Below are 16,708 nucleotides of genomic sequence, written 5' to 3' on the forward strand. Positions count from 1 at the left end.
AAGCCCAGGCTCTTTGCTCTTCCCCATTATCGGGGGATGAGCATTCATCAGACACAATTTATTGTGCTGCTCCGGCTGTCCAAACTGCTGGAACAGTTCGCGTTTGGGCGAGCATGTTTCATATATATATGGCCGTATTAGTAAAAATACTATATAAGCGATATATTTATAAAAAATTCTATATGTATTATCTTAGTCGCACCGAGATAGTGACGGCTTTCTGCGCGACATACGTCTAATTTTATACCTTAAATGCATTAGGATGGGAGAGTGTTTAATTAGTATCTTCCTTCCGATGACGAAACGTCATGAGCTTACCGAGAGTTAGCCCCAAATTTCGCTATTTACCGAAGCTTGTGTCCCAGATACCATTAAAGATGGTTTCAGGGGAGGCAGATTCACGCCATGGCGACATGGGGGAAGACGCACGATGTGGCGATCGCGAAATCAGTCAGACAGGGGCGGCGAACATCAACGCCCATCTATACCACCGCCTTCGGCTCAGCCTACTGCGGCGACTCCCTTAAGGTACTGAGAAGTAGGCCGCTTGGGACGCTCAAGGGCAAGATCCAGCTCGCGTTCACCTCGCCACCGTTTCCACTCAATACCAAAAAGAGCTATGGCAACCTGCAGGGTGATGAATATGTCCGCTGGTTCGCGAGGTTCGCACCCCTCCTCCGAGACATGGTGACAAAGGACGGCTCCATCGTCATCGAGATCGGCAACGCGTGGGTGCCCGGTCAGCCGACTATGTCCACGCACGTTCTGGAAGCATTTTTGCGTTTCCTTAAGATGGGCGACCTGCACCTTTGCCAAGAGTTTATCTGGTATAATCCGGCGAGGCTGCCGTCCCCGATCGAGTGGGTCAACAAAGAACGAATGCGGGTGAAGGATGCCTTTACCCGCATCTGGTGGATGTCTCCGAGCCCCCGCCCGAAGGCTGACAACCGAAAGGTGCTCCGCGAGTACAGCTCGAGCATGAAGCGCCTCATCAAGACCGGCAGGTACAACGCTGGCGCACGACCGTCTGAGCACCACATCGGCGCCGAGAGCTTCAAGACAAACAACAACGGGGCTATCCCGCCCAACGTGGGCGGCGTAGACGCGCTACCATCGCTCGACGCTGTCATCACGCCCAAGGGCTTCGCCGAGTTTCTGGAGGAGACCACCAACCTTCTGAAGGCATCAAACACGCTATCCAACGATGAGTATCGCAGGTTCTGCCTCAACCGAGGCTCTCCGGTGCACCCAGCACGGATGCCTCCCAGTTTGGTCGAGTTCTTCGTCAAGTTCCTGACCGACAAAGGCGACACGGTACTCGACCCATTTGCCGGCAGCAACACGACAGGAGCAGTAGCGCAGGACCTTGGACGGCGATGGATTTCCATCGAGGCGGACTGGAACTACGCGGCCCATTCCATTGGGCGTTTCAGCCCGGCAGCACTCACATCGATCTCTGAAGGTTTCGAGATCACGGAAATCGAAAAGGCCGCTGAATTGGCCGACGGCGGCGTGCCAGACTACTCTGGAACGGCGTGACTCGATGGACACTTGCGAAGTCCAAAGAGAAAAGGCGCAGTAAGCACAAGAAGGGGGGACGAAATGAGCAGCCAGATTGCCAACCGTGACACACGCCCCTTTCTCGGCAACCTTTCGGTTCTCAACCTAAAAACCGAATACCGCTCCCTGAAAGAGGACCCTGTCAGGGAGTTCTACAGACCCTGCCTGCTGAACGCGATCAGCTACAGGAGAGCGGTTGGTTACTTCCGGTCCACCATCTACAACGTGATAGGCACATCGATTTTAGAGTTTGCGCGTCGCGGCGGCCGTACCGAACTTATCTGCTCTCCCGAACTGAGCGAAGAAGACATCGACAGCATCGCGCTAGGATACGCCCGCAAGAGTAAAGTTGTCGCGGAGAGGCTGTCCCTGCAAATCGAAGAACTGCTGGCCGCCGAAGCAACTGCAATGCACACGCGCCTTCTGGCAACGCTGGTTTCGGTGGGCGCGATGGAAATCAAAGTCGCCGTCCGCTCCGACAGGAAGGGCCTATATCACGAGAAGATGGGCGTTTTCGCGGACGGCATTGGCAATGCCGTCAGCTTCAAGGGGTCTGCCAATGAGACCTGGAGCGGATGGCACCTGCAGGGCAATTTTGAATCGATGGAAGTATTTTGCAGTTGGCGAGGTGGGCTGGAGGCAGAACGGGTAAAAAAGCACACGGCCCACTTCGAAGCGCTGTGGGCAGAAGACGATCCGGACATCGAGGTGTTCTCGTTTCCCGCCGAGGCGGTGGCTCATCTCAAGAAGGCAGCATTTAAGGATTTGGACGCCGTGGACCGAAAAGGCCTGCCGCCCCCCCCACAGCGACGAACACCGTTACCCCACCAGAACGCAGCCGTGAACGCGTGGTTGTCCCGTGGCGGTCGGGGGATATTCGAGCACGCCACGGGCAGCGGCAAGACCTTCACGGCGTTGATGGCGATTCGCCACCACATCGAAGCCGGAAAACCCGTGCTGGTGGTGGTCCCGAGCAAGCTGCTGCTCGACCAGTGGGCTTTGGAGATAAAGGATGAGATTCCTGAAGCCACACTGTTGCTCGCCGGCGCGGGCAACAACGCTTGGCGGGCTCCCCATCGATTGAAAGGCATGACGGGAGCCGAAACCGCGGAAGGCAGCCGGATCGTGCTCGCCACGATGCAAACCGCTTCCACGGACGCCTTCCGGGATGCGGTTATCGACGGTGAGCACCTCCTGCTGGTCGCCGACGAGGTGCATCAGATCGGCAGTTCGCAGCATTCGCGCATTATGACGCTCGACGCCGGCGCCAGGCTCGGCCTGAGCGCGACGCCTATCCGCTACGGCGACCCGGAGAGTACCCGGCACATATTCGCGTATTTCGGCGGCGTCATACCCCCGCCGATCACACTTGCGGACGCGATCGAGGCCGGCCGTCTCGTTCCGTATGAGTACTTTCCGCATGCGCTCAATCTGACGGCGGAAGAAGCCGACGAATGGCGCGCCTACACCGTCAGGATACGTCGCGAGGTTGCTCGGCAAAAGTCGGACGAGGCCGGCGCACGGCCGCTTTCCGACAAAGCGAAGATGCTGCTCATACAAAGGTCTAGAATCGCGAAGAAGGCGACGGCCAAAGTGAGCCTCGCATGCGACGTGCTCAAGGCGGAATTCGAGAAGGGACAAAGCTGGCTCGTGTATTGCGAAGATGCCGACCAGCTAGGGCGGGTTCTCGCCATGCTTCGACAAGAGGGTATGAACCCCGTCGAATATCATTCGAGAATGGATGGCGACCGCGCCGCCACGATGTCCTGGTTCCAGTCTTTCGGTGGCATTCTAGTGTCGATCCGTTGCCTCGATGAGGGCGTTGACATACCGGACGTATCCCACGCTCTCGTTCTCGCGTCATCACAGAATCCGCGCCAGTTCATCCAGCGGCGCGGTCGTATCCTGCGGCGCGCACCCGACAAGCAGGTCGCAATCCTTCACGATGCCATCGTCGTGCCGGTCAACGCCGACGACGAGCCCGAACAAATCAGTTTGCTGAAATCCGAACTGCTGCGGGCGATAGAATTTGCCGACCACGCGATCAACAAGGGCGCGGGCGCGGAACTGCGCGACATTGCGATCAGCATGGGAATTGACCCCGACGACCTGCTCGACAGCGGGGTTGAGGAGAACGAGGAGGATGCCTGATGTCGGATGACAATGAACTCGGCCTAGAAACGCTCCTTTCAGTGAAAGTCGAGCTGGGCGTCGATCTGGACGACGAACTTCTCGAAGCATGCTTCGAGATCCAAAAGACATACCAGTTCAATCATGACAGGACGCTGTCCACGCAGGCGATGGACCGCCTCATTGAGGACCGTGTCGAGAAGGCCGGCGGCAAGCAAACCAAGGACAGGGCCTGACAGAATGAAGCTTCACAGTCTCACAGCCCGTAATTTCATGCCCTACAAGGGCGAGATGGAATTGACGTTCCCGCAGGACGAACAGCGAAACGTCATGATTGTCTTCGGCGACAACATGCGCGGCAAGACTAGCATCCTGAATGCGATCCGCTGGGCCTTCTACGGCGAAGCGATGGGCCGTCACTCGCGGCCGATCCCCCTACAGGAGATCGTCAACAAGGACGCGGCCCTGGTGGACGACTGGCGGGTGGAAGTGCATGTGAAGTTCGATGCCAACGGCCATGCCTATGATTTGCGCCGCGTCGCCGAGCGCAGACAGATGGTCGCCACACCTTCCAAACCCGAAGATTTTACCCGGTCGATACACCTGGCGCGCGACGGCTCTGCGGTCTCCGGGGACCAGGTCGAAGCCGAGATCGGCTTAATCGCGCCGAGGCAAATCGCGCGGTTCTTCCTTTTCGATGGAGAATTGCTCCAGGAATACGAGACTCTGTTAATCGAGGACAGTCAGCAGGGCCAGCAGATCAAGGAGGCCATCGAACAGGTGCTTGGCGTACCCGCCCTCACGAACGGTCGGGTGGATATTCAGACAATTCTTAAACAGGCGCAAAAGCGTCAAAACGCAGACCTCAGGCAGATCGCCGGCCTCGAAAAACAGGCAGAACGTCACGCGGACCTGACGGGAAAAACCGACGCTATCGACCGCGACCTCAAGGATTTGAACGCGAGATGGAGAAAAGTTCGCGAGAAAAGAACCGTGCTTGAAGACGAAGTTGAAGCGGCGCAATCGGTGATCGGCGCGAAAGCGACACTGGATGCGAAGCTCGGAGAGCAGAAGGTTCTGATGGAAGACTGTGAGCGGAAGGAAGCCGAACGGCTCGATCTGCTATCAGGTGCCTGGAAGGACCTGATCGATGCGCAACTCCAGATCAGGCGCGACCAGCTTGAACTCCGACGCAAGGAACTAATGGATTCCATCAAGAAACGAAGCGGTCTGGCGCAAAAAGCCTCTGACTTGCAACACCTTCTGGATACTCGCGAATGCCCCACCTGCGAACAAGTTATAAGCGAGGAGCGACGGTTCCAGATCGGTGAAATCTTGGGGACGGCCGAAGCCGAATTACAGTCCATTGAAGACAGCAGCGCAGCGCTACAGGAGATTTCCGGGCAACTCGACGCGTTGTCGAAAATCAGAGGCATTAATGCCAAAGACCGGCTTCGTCAGGCGGAGAAGGACCTGCAAGGCTATAACGTGCGCCTGACGAAGATCGAGAACGACATCGAAAAGCTGCGCGACGAGATCGCCGGTTACGATACTGCGGAAATCGCGCGCAAGCGCGTGTTGCTCAGCGAGAAAATTAGGGAAGAAGGCCGCTTGCAGGGCGATATTCAGGATCAGAACGTCGAGCGCAAGAAACTGTTCGACGAACTGGCCGTCTCGCAAAAGGCAATAGAGGGTCTGACCAAGGATCGCACGCAGCGCAGCACAGTAAAGGTTTCGCTTTGCTCTGACCTAGAAAAGGTGTTCTCGCAGAGCATCGAGCAGCTGCGGGACAAGTTGCGCAAACGTGTTGAAGAGCTTGCGAACGAGGCTTTCAAACACTTGACCACGCAGAAGAGTTATCGTGGGCTGGAGATCAACGACAATTACGGCTTGCAGATCGTCGATGCGTCCGGGCGTCACGTCGCCGTGCGAAGTGCGGGCGCGGAGCAGATCGTGGCGCTGTCCCTCATCGACGGGTTGAACCGGACCGGCCGCGCCGCCGGACCCGTTATCATGGATACGCCGTTTGGTCGCCTAGACCTGAATCACCGCGACAATATTCTGAGTTATCTGCCTTCGGTGACGAGCCAGTTCGTTCTGCTGGTTCATAGCGGAGAGATCAGGAAGGAAACCGATCTTGCTGTCATCGCCGAAAGGATCGGCGCTGTCTACGAGATCAGGGAAATCAGCTCCACGCAATCTCGACTGGAAAAGGCGACGTTATGAGCATCGCGGAACCTACCACAATCGGACTTTCGGAAGGCGCACATGAAAAGCTGAAACGACTGCAAGAGGAACAGTACTTCCGTGAACTTCTCGATGGATACCGTTTCGCCATAGGGCTTGCGCTTGCACAAGGGGTGGAGCCGCCCGAGCTCCAGAAGCGAACAACGATCTTCAATGTGGGGACCGTCGATCCGGACCAATCCCTGCAACGCTCGATCGAAGCACTTGTGGGAGATCGTGTCCGGGATGCGTCGATATACAAGATGGCCGAACGCCTTGCGGAATGGGGCGTCAATGAACTTGCGTCCCAGGCGGAGTCCGGCAGCATCGACTTTGTCGGCTTGCTCGATCAAGCCGCCGAGAGGGAGGCCGTCGATACATGATGGAGGCTCCCCTTCGCGCGTTTCTTATGTTGCGTTCGCGTGACGGCACATGGACGGTCACCGTTTGCCGCGACCTTGGTGCCGTCATACGCGCATGGAAAACGCGAAGGGAGCCAGATCGGGGCGTAGCCGTGCTGCATGTCGGCTTCAACCGCCCGCCGTCGCACAGCTTCGATGAAGTCGCAAAAGCGCATCCGGGTCGCATGCTATTGACCGCGGGGGCGAAGCACAGCGTTCCGGCCTCGTTCGTTTCTTCCGCCGCCCCGGTCGGTGCAGCGGGAATCTTTGACGTGTTCATCGGGCTGCAAGGCTGGGGATACACGCTTGACGATCCGACAGCAGGAGCAGATCGGGTAGAGCCGCCGCACCCGAACACCGTGAGCCATGAGCCGCAGGGTTGGGTCGCTTCATACTTGCGCGAGCACCCTTCAGATGCGGAAATGGTATCGGCACACGGAATATTCGACGACGCTACTTATCTCGACCGGGAAGCGGGACTAGAACGAAGTATTCGGCACCGCTCTGGACTGTTTCGCCTGTATCACATCGTGGGCACGAATTGCGACGACCCGTGCAAGTTTGCCCGCGCCGCACCGCCTTGGCTGGCCGCGCGGGAGCTGATGTCCCTGGCCCTTCCGGTGCGGGCCGACAACGTCTTCCGAGTGAGCGGCATCAAGACGGTGTGCAATCTCGCCGACTGGTCACCTGAAGCCCTGCTGGGCCAAAGGAATTTCGGGCGAACATCATTGAGGGATACTTTGCAGGCGCTCACCGCCGCCCTCAACAATGGACCTCTTCCGGCGGCGACGGCCGAAGAGGAGTCCCGCCGTCTACTGACCGAGGTACGGAAGTCGCTGCTGGTGTTCTCTGGCCGCGAGCGCGACGTGCTGATCCGCCGTTTGGGATTCGAAACCCCTCCAGAGACGTTGCAGGAGATTGCTGACGACTTCGGTATAACGCGCGAGCGTGTCAGGCAGATCGAGGCGCAAGCGACCAAGAGATGGATACGCGAATCATCCTGGGATGACATTCTTGAACAGAAAATCACCCGGCTTTTGATCGGCCGAAGCTTTCCCCTTCCGGTCGCTGGAGTGGAGGCCATAGATGCGTGGTTCGAGGGCGTGTCGGCACACAGGATCTTTTTCAGAAACCTCGTCCAGGCCATCTGTGGCGACCGCATCCACATGATCCCGATCGACGGCCTTTACTACTTCAGCCTCATGACGCAGGAAACTTGGGAGCGCACGGTTTCCGAAGCATCGGCGGTGTTATCTTCCGGCGCGGGACGGGAGTGGAGCGAAGATTACGCCTGCGCGCTTGTGCATGGTCTGCTTCCCGACACGGCAAATGAGTTCGGTACCTTACTATGGGACAAGGCGTCCCGCCTGTGCCATTTCAGTTTCGCCGATGACGGGTCGCGCATTCTCACGAGTTACGGTCGCGGCGCAGACCAGCTCGTTGAAGCCATTCTCGCCGAGTCCAGAACACCGTTGCACTACACGGAAATCGCCGAGCGCGCGAGAATCAGGGACGGAAGAAATCTGGATGCGAGGCGGGCGCACAGCGCCGCCGCAAGCGTGGGTTTTCTGTTCGCGCGCGGCACATATGGACTTGCGCGCCATCTGCCATTGTCTGATGAGCAAATGTTGCAGATTCGAAGCGAAGCTGAGGACATCTTGTGCTCTGAAGCGCCCGGCAGGCAATGGCACAGCTCTGAAATTCTCTCGGAAGTATCGGAGCGAATGGAAGGCAGCATTGACGGCCTCGACAAGTATGTCCTCGACATCGCGCTTGCCGGATCGGAAATGCTTAGACCCCTTGGGAAGATGACATGGGTTGCGGCTGCGGCCGACACCGACGATCAATCCCGCATTGACGTTCACCAAGCCGTGGTCGCAATCGTTCAGGCAGCGGGACATCCCTTAAGAACCAGTGAAATAAAGGAACGCCTGACCGCCGTGCGAGGCGTCAACGAAACGTTCCAGATTCATCCGGTTGACCCGCTTGTTCGCGTGCAGCCCGGCCTGTGGGGCATCAACGACAGGGATGTTCCGCTTTCACGCGAGGAACAGCGTGAGCTTGTGGAACGTCTGGTGCATATGCTCAATGAGAATCAGTCTGGAATTCACGTAAGCGAACTGTCTGACGTCTTGCCCCTACAGGATTGCCCGCCGGATGCATTTTGTTCCATTGCCTCACAAGACGAGCGGCTGAAGATCGGGCAGGGTCGCTATGTGTACTTCGCCGAATGGGGAAACCCGAGGCGCGAAACCATCGCCCATGCGGTAGCCGCCGTCCTTCAAGAGGCAGACGAACCGCTTGGCCTTGAGGAAATCACTAAACAGGTCGAATACCGAATTGGTAGAAGGACCGACAAGCCGGTCGTCTCCGGCGCGTTGCAGGCGCTCGAAGCGGAGTTCCTCGACGCGACAGGAGAATGGACCCTGAGGAAGCCGTCGCGAGACGATAACGAAGAAGCCGAACTGACCGAGGATGCTTCGCTCGACGTGCGTCAGAGTTCTGTCTAGCTCTTACCTTGCACGCCCATTGCCTCGGCGAGCGCACCCTGGGTAAGCCCCAGCGGCTTCTTGAACTCCTCAGCAGTATCTCCTGCTTCACCTGTAGCTGCCCACGACCATCCCAGCTCAACACCCTCCTCCGGCACCAGCGAAACCTTCCCCCGCAAACCGCGTTTCCGCTCCAGACGCTTTTGCTTTGCATCCCGGCCCCGGCATTGCCCCGGCCGGGGCGCATGCAGCCAATCGGCACCGTCAACAGGGGAGGAGCGCGCCATGTTTTTTCAGCGAATCAAGACACCCGGCATCGCCCATGTGGCCTACATTCTGGCGGAGGACGGCATGGCCGCTCTCGTCGACCCCGGCCGGGACGTGGAGCGCTATCTGAAGGTGATTCACGACAACGGGCTGCGGCTGCGCTGGGTGCTGGAGACGCATCGGCAGGAGGATTTCGAGATGGGCGGCGCGGCGCTGCGAACGCTCACAGGCTGCGAAATTCTGGCTTGCGACCATGACATCATGGCTCATGCAGACCGGCGGCTGCGCGATGGAGAGACCATGACGCTCGCCGGGGGCATGACGCTGCACGCCCTGCACACGCCCGGGCATACGCCGGAAAGCATGTGCTTTGCCATCAGCCTCGACGCCGCACCGGATCGGCCCTGGGGCGTGTTCACCGGCGACAGCCTCTTCATCGGCGACACCGGGCGCACCGATCTGCCGGACGTCGACAAGACGGCTGAGAATGCCGGCCTGCTCTATGACCAGGTGCACGCCAAGATCCTGCCGCTGGGCGACCAGGCCTTCGTCCTGCCGGCGCATGGCGCGGGCTCGGCCTGCGGCGGCAACGTCGCCGACCGCGACCACTCCACCATCGGCATCGAGCGGGTCAGCAACGCCGTCGCAACCAAGAGCCGGGATGACTTCATTCGCCACAAGGCCGGCGAAGGGCTGGCGCGGCCGCCCTATTTCCGCCTGATGGAGGAGGTGAACCTGCACGCCGGCCGCCCCTTCGACGACCTGCCCCTGGCATGGCTGCAGCCACAGGAGTTCGCCGAGCGTTGCGGCGAGGCTCTGGTAATCGATACCCGCGACGTGGAGGCCTTCGCCGGCGGGCATATCGGCGGCGCCTACAGCGTCTGGCTGTCCGGTGTGGCCCGCTATGGCGGCTGGATCTCCGAGGAGTCGGCATCCATCCTGCTCGTGGCCGACGGCCCTGCAGCGGCGCGCGAAGCACGCCTGTCGCTCGCGCGCATCGGCTTTGACAATGTGGCCGGCGCTCTGGCCGGCGGCTTTGAGGCCTGGCGCGATGCCGGGTTGCCCATCGAGACAAGCGGCACGACAGCACCGCGCGCGCTGGCCGATCGCCTCGATGAGGTCGCGGTTCTCGACGTCCGCGAGACCGAAGATTTCGAGGAAGGCCACATCCCGGGCGCCAAGCACGCCTTCGTCGGTCATCTGGAAGAACACCTGGCCGAGCTTGAACTGAGCCGCGAAGAGCCACTCGTGGTCACCTGCAGCGTCGGCCATCGCGGCAGCCTCGCGGCCAGCATCCTCGAGCGTAACGGTTACGCGGACGTCTCCAATCTCCTGGGCGGAATGACGGCCTGGACGGCGCTGAACATGCCTGTGGAAAGCACCTGACCAGCGGGCCAAGCCGGCCCGAATGTCGTTCGGAACAGACACCGCACCACCAGATTGCACACAAGTTATTGACCACGCGCATAATCCCGGGTTGGATGCTGCTTGCGCCTTGATCGGGCGCAGCGTGGGGCCAGGGCGGCGGAGATCGCCTGCGGGCTCTGGAACGAGGGACAACGCGCTCAGGGAGGATAGAATGAAGCTCTTACCCCTTGCTGCGATTGCGGCCGTATCCGGGCTCGCAATTGCCGCCAGTTCCGCACAGGCACAGCAGATGCGCCTGTCGCACCAGTGGTCGACGGCGGATGTCCGCCACAAGGTTGCCGAGATGGTGGCCGACGAGGTTGCCGCCGCCGATGTCGGGCTCGACATCCGTATTTTCCCCTCCGCATCCCTGTTCGCAGCCAGCGAACAGTACCTGCCGCTCAGCCGCGGCCAGCTCGACATGTCGGTCTTTCCGCTTTCCTACGCCGGTGGACAGCGGCCCGAATACAATCTCACGCTGATGCCCGGTCTGGTGCGCAATCACGATCACGCCGCGCGGCTCAACCATTCTCCCTTTATGGAAGCCATCGAAGAGGTGATGGCCGAGGACGACGTGATGGTTCTGGTGCACGGCTACCTCGCCGGCGGTTTCGCGGCCAAGGACGGCTGCATCACCGAGCCGTCGGACATGCAGGGCCGCACCGTGCGCGCCGCGGGTCGGGCCTTCGAGCAGATGCTGGCGGCCGCCGGCGCCTCGATCTCCTCCATGGCCTCCTCGGAAATCTACAACGCCATGCAGACCGGGGTGCTGGACGCGGTGAACACCTCCTCCTCGTCTTTCGTCTCCTACCGCCTCTACGAGCAGGTGGACTGCTTCACCCCGGCGGGCGATGTGGCGCTCTGGTTCATGTACCAGCCCCTGCTCATGAACAAGTCGACCTTCGAGGACTTGAGCGAGGAGCAACAGCAGGCGCTGCTGGACGCCTCGGCCAAGGCCGAGGAATGGTACCTGGAGCAGGCCAAGGTCGACGACGCCCGGGCGGTCGAGGTCTTCCGCAACAACGATGTGGAGATCGCCGAGATGACCCAGGAAGACTTCGAGGCCTGGCGCGAACTGGCAGCGGAATCCGCCTACGCCAGTTTCCTGGACGAGGTGCCGAACGGGCAGGAACTGCTCGATCTGGCCTTCGAGGTCGAATAAGCGAAGCCTGCGCGGGCGCCCGGCCCATGATCATCGCCGGTACAGGCCGGCGGGTCGGGCGCCCCACAGCTGCGCGACGAGTTTCTGATCCTGTCCCACGCTGATGCAGGGGTATCGGGCGCGCAGGCCGCATCTCATCTCGACCTGATCCAGGCCGGAACTTCATGACCCACGCTTCCCCGAGCAACGCTTCCCGCGGCGCAGTCGATACGCTTCTGCGCACCATTGCGTGGATTTCCACCGTGTGCGGCTGGTTCTCGGCGCTGATGATCCTCAGTTCGGTGCTGATCACCTGCCAGATGATTTTCGTGCGCTTCGTGCTGCGCCAGTCGACGATCTGGCAGACCGAGATGGTGGTCTACCTGATGGTCGGGGCCACCATGCTGGGCCTGCCCTACGTCCAGAAGCTGCGCGGGCACGTCAACGTCGATCTCCTGCCCATGTGGCTGCCGCGCAGGCCGCGCAAGTTCCTGGCGCTCCTGGTGCTTGGGCTGGGCATTGTCGTGCTGAGCGTCATGGCCTGGTACGGCTATGAGAACTGGCATATCGCCTGGGAGCGGGGCTGGCGCTCGCCCTCGGTCTGGGGCCCGCCGTTATGGATTCCTTATCTGCTGCTGCCGGTGGGCTTCGGGCTCTTCATCCTGCAGCTCCTGGCCGACCTACTTGCCCTGCTCACGGGCCGCGACACGCCCTTCGGCCTGGAGGACAAGTGATGGACCCGCTCACGCTGGGGGCCCTGGTCGCCCTCGTCACGGTCGCGGTGCTCTTTTCGGGCGTGTCGGTTGCGACCGGTTTGCTGATTGTCTCCGCCGGCTTCCTGCTCATCTTCGACGGAATGCGCTCGCTGGAACTGCTGCCCGAGATGTTCTTCGGCAAGCTCAATTCCTTCGCGCTGCTGTCGATCCCCATGTTCATCATCATGGGCGCGGCGATCTCCTCCACCCGTGCCGGCGCCGACCTCTACGAGGCGCTGGAGCGCTGGCTGACCCGCGTGCCCGGCGGGCTGGTCATGTCGAACCTCGGCGCCTGCGCCCTCTTCTCGGCCATGTCCGGCTCGTCGCCCGCCACCTGCGCGGCGATCGGCAAGATGGGCATCCCCGAGATGCGCAAGCGGGGCTATCCCGACGAGGTGGCGGCCGGCTCCATCGCCGCGGGCGGCACACTGGGCATCCTGATCCCGCCCTCGGTCACCATGATCGTCTATGGCATCGCCACCGAAACCTCCATCGGTCGCCTGTTCCTGGCCGGCGTGATCCCCGGAATGCTGCTGGTCGGCCTCTTCATGGCCTGGTCGGTCTGGTCGACCTGGCGCAAGCACGCGCTCTATGCCATCGCCAACCGGCGTTATGACCTGCGGGAGAAGCTGGAGATCCTGCCCCGGGTCCTCCCTTTCCTGCTGATCATCCTCGGCGTGCTCTATGCGCTCTACGGCGGCGTCGCCACACCGTCGGAGACCGCAGCGGTGGGCGCACTTCTGTGCCTGGTAATGGCGGTGATCATCTACCGCATGTGGGCCCCGCGCGCGCTCTGGCTGGTGTTGAGCAGCGCCACGCGCGAAAGCGTGATGATCCTCTTCATCATCGGCGCGGCCGGGGTCTTCAGTTACATGCTGTCCTCGCTGTTCATCACCCAGTCGATCGCCATGTGGATCTCGGACCTGGATGTGAATCGCTGGGTGGTGATGGGGGCGATCAACGTCTTCCTGCTGGTCGCCGGCTTCTTCCTGCCGCCGGTGGCGGTCATCGTCATGGCGGCGCCGATCCTGCTGCCGATCATCCTGGCAGCCGATTTCGACCCCTACTGGTTCGCGGTGATCCTGACCATCAACATGGAGATCGGCCTGATCTCGCCCCCTGTCGGCCTCAACCTCTATGTGATCAATTCCATCGCGCCGGAGATCAAGCTCAAGACCATCCTCATGGGCTCCCTGCCCTATGTGGGCTGCATGGTCCTGGCCATCCTGATCCTCTGCCTCTTCCCCGGCCTCGCCACCTGGCTGCCCGAGGCGGTGATGGGACCCATTCGCTGATTCTCGTGCCAGGCGACCGCGTAAACGTCAGCAGTATCCGGGGAAGCCGGGTTCGTCAGGAAGGGAGAACTCGGCCTCGATGGTAACCACATCGCCGCCGCTGCGACGCACGTCCCCCTCGATGCGAACAGCGCCGTTCTCCGCAACAATCATGGGTTCCGCTCTGGTCGCCGGCGTCACATCCCCGCTGCGATAGTTGGTTGTCGGGTCAGTCGCAGCGCTTACGGTTTGCACCGGTGGACGGCCTCTGTCGCGATCCACCTGCAGGGCGTAGACCATGACGTCACCACTGTCATTCAACGCCGCGACCCGGATGGTGACGGTGGTTCCGCTTTCGACACCTGGTTCCGGTTCACACCAATGGGACGCCGTCAGATCGTACGACTTCCCATCGATCGTCATACTGCCGACCGTTGCAGGCCCGTTGCTGGAAAGGTGCTTGGCCTTCGCTCCCTTGTTGGACTGGGGCACAGCGCCCGGCTCCGTCTGCTCGGCGTGGCTTTCCAAGCCTCCCGACACAGCGAGGATCAGACCGAAGGTGGCGACGGCCGCGCTCCGGCGCGCCCACTTGAGGGCAGGATTTCGTGTGATCGTCATGGTCGGCACTCCTCCGATGTGAAGCTGGCCGCCCGCAGGCGGTGTTGGGAACACGCGGCTCGTCGCCGGGACGCCCCGGGTGGTGATAGGCCTCGAAAGGCCCGGGGTTGAGAATTGAAGGCACCGCGCCGCTCTGTGACCGCCTCAGCGCGGGAGATGATCCATAAGCGATCGATACTCGCTCTCGTTAATCCAGACCCGCTCGGAGCTCAGCGGAGACGGCCACATCAATGGCGTCGGCGTGCCGGGATACTCGCTGTTGCCCTCGGAGTAGGATTTGTTCTGGCCCGTCATGCCATCCGCAGCAATGCGGAACCCCTCGATGGTCGGATCGGCATAGCCATCGGCAGTCAGTCCCATCTTGTTCAGGTCGTCGATATCCCCGGGTTTGTGCTTCAGGCCGTGATAGTGCCCGATCTCGTGGACCAGAGATTCCGCCTGGTGCGAAATGGGAATGCGTATGCCATCGACGGAGGTGGCGATGCTGAGCGTGATTCCCCGATCGGCTTCGTTGGAGAAGCGCGTGTGCACGGCACCGCCTGAATAGTCGAGTGTGCCAAAGGGTACCAGAACGACGAAGACATCCTGCGGCTGAGAAACGATGTGGGGTGAATTGCGCAAGTCGGCCAACAGGTTCTTCATGGGTGTCACGCCGCTTCCTGGCCTGGCGTCTTCGACGTTCGTGAAGGCCGTGCGCACCTCGCGGACCGGGAGAAGCTGTCGTGTGAATTCGGCCGCAGCGCGCGCCACCTGTTCGGCGACCAGCCAGTCCTCGCTGGGAACGCCATCTGACCAGGGGCCGACGGTGAGAAATGCAAAGCGCAGTGTCAGCGGCTGCGGATCCGTCTGCCAGATTTCGAAGTCCCGCTCGACAATCACGTCTGCCGGATCAAGCGGCCCCGGGAAGGGATCGTATGCCGCCAGACGCGCTTCGACCACGGGCGGCGAGACACCTCTCCTGGCTGGAAGCCAGCCGTAGACGTTGATGGTATGCGCGGCCTGCCGCCGATGTCGTGTGTTGAACTGGTCGGGCCGATGCAAACGGATCTCCTCGGTGGTCGCCGTGCCGCCGAACTGCGGTTCGACGCGGCGCTGATGTTCGGACACGACATTGAGATCCAGGGTGATCGGGAAGGATGTGGGCTGCCAATCCGGGTGGATATGCCCATGCTCTTCCCAGTTGGGATAGATCCTGATGGCGGTGGGTTTTTCCGTTACCAGCGGCGCGTCGCGCACCGTCTGGTAGACATGCATCTCCAGAGGCGGGTCGTCGGAATTGTTCTGAAACTCCAGGTCAAGGATCGTCGAGAATCGCCACCAATGATCGGCACCGAGAGTGGTTTCACCGTCTCTTGCCCGTATGCCGTCCGCACCGCCCTTCAGCCTGGCTTCGTACTGGACACCCGATTCCAGATCGCTGTCGGGGGAGAAGGTGAAGCGATTGCCGCCCTTGGACGCGATCTCACCGGAAACCTCAATCTCGTTGCCAGCCCGATCGCGGGTGGTGAGCGTGAAGCCGCGCCTGAGGCTGGCGAGATCCACGGGGGTGGTGAACTCCCACTCCACTGACGGCCTCTCGAAGTTGACATTCTCACGCTCGTGATCGGGCGTTACATCCACCACTTCGAGCGGGTCGTGAGGCACGCAGTCGTCGGGGTTCGCCTCCCAGGACTCTGCGTCACAGACCCAGCCCCGCACATCGCCGATACGGCCCGTCAGATCCGACGACGGATAGCCTCGGTCCCTATGGGTGCGCGATTCCTGGACACGGGCGGCAAACTCTATCCTGTATCCCTCTGCACGCCGTGTGAGGTGCAGTTTGCTTAGAATGGGCAGCTCGGTTTCAAAGTACTCCTCTGAGCCATCCGTGCAGCCGGTGCGATCAGGCTCGAACATGTGGCACAACCAGGTCACTTCAAACACGGCTTTGGGGGCTTCAAGTTCCGTGCCCAACGCCTCGCCGCCGTGTTCAGGCGGAAAGGCGGCGCTCAGCGTGAACACGTGCGCGCCATCCGTCTGTAGCCGCGCGTTGTACATGCGGAAGCCATGCTGGCCCGTGTACCTTTCCGGGTCGATCCGCAGGGTGGCGCCTCGGCCCTCCGTAAAGTCGGTCACCTGCAGGGAGCCGATTCCGGAAAGGCGAGCGACCCAGTCACCGCTCACCTCAATGCCCCAAACCACATCGACAAAATCGTAGGGCGTCTCGCCCAACATCGACTCCAGCACGGCTTCGGGCAGTGTGCCGGTCATGTCGAGTTCCATGTACTCGAACATCTGGTTGACGGGCCCACCGGAAGGATCGGGCAGCGGAATAGGCTTGTATTCCTCCACACTCTCGAATTCCGCTTCGGGTATTTCGAGAGTCTGCTGGGCTTGCGCGACAGGGCCTGCCGCCACCAACGCGAACATCGCGAGGGCCCAGATCGGAGCGCGCATCATC

At 60.9% G+C, this 16,708-nt stretch carries 12 protein-coding genes; 10 read left to right on the forward strand and 2 right to left on the reverse strand.

The features are described 5' to 3' along the window. Positions 1-405: 405 nt before the first annotated feature. From ABZ720_RS12775 to ABZ720_RS12820, 10 genes are all read left to right on the forward strand, one after another. Complete coding sequence (locus tag ABZ720_RS12775; RefSeq protein WP_366555912.1) at positions 406-1,539, forward strand: DNA-methyltransferase; 1,134 nt, start codon at positions 406-408, stop codon at positions 1,537-1,539. A 63-nt stretch (positions 1,540-1,602) separates the two neighbouring features. Next, entirely contained in the window at positions 1,603-3,711 is a 2,109-nt protein-coding gene (locus tag ABZ720_RS12780; RefSeq protein ID WP_366555913.1) for a DEAD/DEAH box helicase family protein, read from the forward strand. After that, positions 3,711-3,926, forward strand: coding sequence for a DNA modification system-associated small protein (locus ABZ720_RS12785; RefSeq protein ID WP_366555914.1), 216 nt, complete (start codon positions 3,711-3,713; stop codon positions 3,924-3,926). The genes ABZ720_RS12780 and ABZ720_RS12785 overlap by 1 nt, the downstream gene beginning before the upstream one ends. A gap of 4 nt (positions 3,927-3,930) precedes the next feature. Next, complete coding sequence (locus tag ABZ720_RS12790) at positions 3,931-5,916, forward strand: AAA family ATPase (protein WP_366555915.1); 1,986 nt, start codon at positions 3,931-3,933, stop codon at positions 5,914-5,916. Next, a complete protein-coding gene (locus ABZ720_RS12795) occupies positions 5,913-6,299 on the forward strand; it encodes a hypothetical protein (protein ID WP_366555916.1) in 387 nt (128 codons plus the stop codon). The genes ABZ720_RS12790 and ABZ720_RS12795 overlap by 4 nt, the downstream gene beginning before the upstream one ends. Then, positions 6,296-8,827: a sigma factor-like helix-turn-helix DNA-binding protein gene (locus ABZ720_RS12800; RefSeq protein ID WP_366555917.1), complete on the forward strand. Its 2,532-nt coding sequence runs from the start codon at positions 6,296-6,298 to the stop codon at positions 8,825-8,827. The genes ABZ720_RS12795 and ABZ720_RS12800 overlap by 4 nt, the downstream gene beginning before the upstream one ends. A 264-nt stretch (positions 8,828-9,091) precedes the next feature. Then, the gene (locus ABZ720_RS12805; RefSeq protein ID WP_366555918.1) at positions 9,092-10,459 is read left to right on the forward strand and encodes an MBL fold metallo-hydrolase; all 1,368 of its coding nucleotides are present in this window, start codon (positions 9,092-9,094) and stop codon (positions 10,457-10,459) included. Between the two features lie 193 nt (positions 10,460-10,652). Next, positions 10,653-11,642, forward strand: a complete 990-nt coding sequence (dctP, locus tag ABZ720_RS12810) for a TRAP transporter substrate-binding protein DctP (RefSeq protein WP_366555919.1) — start codon at positions 10,653-10,655, stop codon at positions 11,640-11,642. Between the two features lie 164 nt (positions 11,643-11,806). Beyond that, complete coding sequence (locus ABZ720_RS12815; protein WP_366555920.1) at positions 11,807-12,355, forward strand: TRAP transporter small permease; 549 nt, start codon at positions 11,807-11,809, stop codon at positions 12,353-12,355. Then, complete coding sequence (locus ABZ720_RS12820; RefSeq protein ID WP_366555921.1) at positions 12,355-13,671, forward strand: TRAP transporter large permease; 1,317 nt, start codon at positions 12,355-12,357, stop codon at positions 13,669-13,671. The genes ABZ720_RS12815 and ABZ720_RS12820 overlap by 1 nt, the downstream gene beginning before the upstream one ends. 27 nt (positions 13,672-13,698) lie before the next feature. Here ABZ720_RS12820 and ABZ720_RS12825 read toward each other — a convergent pair whose 3' ends face one another. After that, positions 13,699-14,268 (reverse strand): hypothetical protein, encoded by a 570-nt coding sequence (locus ABZ720_RS12825; protein ID WP_366555922.1) that lies wholly within the window; start codon positions 14,266-14,268, stop codon positions 13,699-13,701. A 144-nt stretch (positions 14,269-14,412) separates the two neighbouring features. Further along, the gene (locus ABZ720_RS12830) at positions 14,413-16,707 is read right to left on the reverse strand and encodes an Ig-like domain-containing domain (RefSeq protein ID WP_366555923.1); all 2,295 of its coding nucleotides are present in this window, start codon (positions 16,705-16,707) and stop codon (positions 14,413-14,415) included. Position 16,708 lies beyond the last annotated feature (1 nt).

The sequence above is a fragment of the Aquibaculum sediminis genome (assembly GCF_040712085.1).
Lineage (GTDB): Bacteria > Pseudomonadota > Alphaproteobacteria > Kiloniellales > DSM-21159 > Aquibaculum > Aquibaculum sediminis.